We start from the raw sequence: 1,295 nt of genomic DNA on the forward strand, positions 1-1,295 counted from the left end.
AAACAGGGATATATATACTATTGGTAATAAATGGTAATTATTGGTAATAATAGGGTGTTAGCGTCATTTTAACAAAAAATTGAAAATATAGGTAAATTTCAATAAATCAAGAGGGGGATCAGTTATTGATTGGAAAACATATTTCAAATCATGACCATTTATGTAGAATCAATTCGTTAGATGGTCCAAAAGTAATGTGATTAAAGTCAGAAATCTGTTTTGATTTTATGTTATAAGTTATTTAAAAAAGCTTATAATTGTCCAAACTTGAGTCAGAATACATGGCAGAATTTCAATCAGTTTCACAAGTAAAAAAAATGCGAAGTGGAATTAATCTAAAAGCCGAAGTAAAAAGTAAAGGGGACCCAAGAACAGTAAATCTCAAAACAGGTGGAACCGTTGATGTTTGTGATGCAGTAATAGCTGATGAATCAGACGAAATAAAACTCACATTGTGGGGCGATGATATCAAAGCAGTTAATGTGGGAGATGTAGTAGTAATCACAAACGGATATACAAATGAGTTCAAAGGTGAAGTATCCTTAACAAAAGGCAAATTCGGTAAAATGGAAATTAATCCACAGTAAAATTTAATTTTAAAAATTATTTCTGGGTTAATATTTTATTTCATCAAGTAACATTATTTTTTATTCTAACTAAAACCAGAAATACTAACATTAGTAATTTTTTCTATTATTTTGAATATTTTTCCAATCAATCAAATACATAATTATACCTACTATCAAAATTATAATACCAAAAATTAACAAAATAGCAGAAATCACTAATGGCACAATAGTATTTCTTAAAGGAGAGTTAGGATTTGTAAAAGCATCAGAATTATCAGGATCTTCAGAAATCATTACAACTAAATTCACAGTTCTAGACCCATGATTTTGAATTTCAAAATTTAGCGAATCAGATTTTACAATATCTAACATTTCAAAGATAATGGAATTGTCTTGTGAGAAATTACCATATTTATCACCAAAGATATTTGAAATGGAGATAGATAGATTATCTCCTTCTTGAAAATCAATTATTTGCACTCCCCATAAGAGTGGGATATTTGATGATTTTGTACCATATGAAAAATATCCTGACTCGCCAGGAAAAATAGTAATTTTATCAGAGACTTGATTAAACATTCCCTCAAACATTGATGGAATATAGAGACTATTTCGGTCAGTCATATTTGCAGGTAAAACAGAGACCATTATAGAAATAGAAATAGCTACCAGCACTAACCCAGAGACTCCAATTATAGGACCACGTTTTTTCATTTTAAACAAAAT

Annotated in this window: 2 protein-coding genes; one reads left to right on the forward strand and one right to left on the reverse strand. The window is 29.0% G+C overall.

Annotated features, from left to right (window positions below; translation table 11 throughout):
- The first annotated feature begins 281 nt into the window (after nucleotides 1-281).
- Nucleotides 282-587 (forward strand): single stranded DNA-binding domain-containing protein, encoded by a 306-nt coding sequence (locus tag BG20_RS10850; RefSeq protein WP_007401198.1) that lies wholly within the window; start codon nucleotides 282-284, stop codon nucleotides 585-587.
- 90 nt (nucleotides 588-677) lie between these two features.
- Here the strand turns inward: BG20_RS10850 and BG20_RS10855 are convergent, their stop codons facing one another.
- Entirely contained in the window at nucleotides 678-1,283 is a 606-nt protein-coding gene (locus BG20_RS10855) for a hypothetical protein (RefSeq protein WP_048097251.1), read from the reverse strand.
- Nucleotides 1,284-1,295 lie beyond the last annotated feature (12 nt).

Origin of the sequence: Candidatus Nitrosarchaeum limnium BG20 (assembly GCF_000241145.1) — an archaeon.
GTDB classification, from domain to species: domain Archaea; phylum Thermoproteota; class Nitrososphaeria; order Nitrososphaerales; family Nitrosopumilaceae; genus Nitrosarchaeum; species Nitrosarchaeum limnae.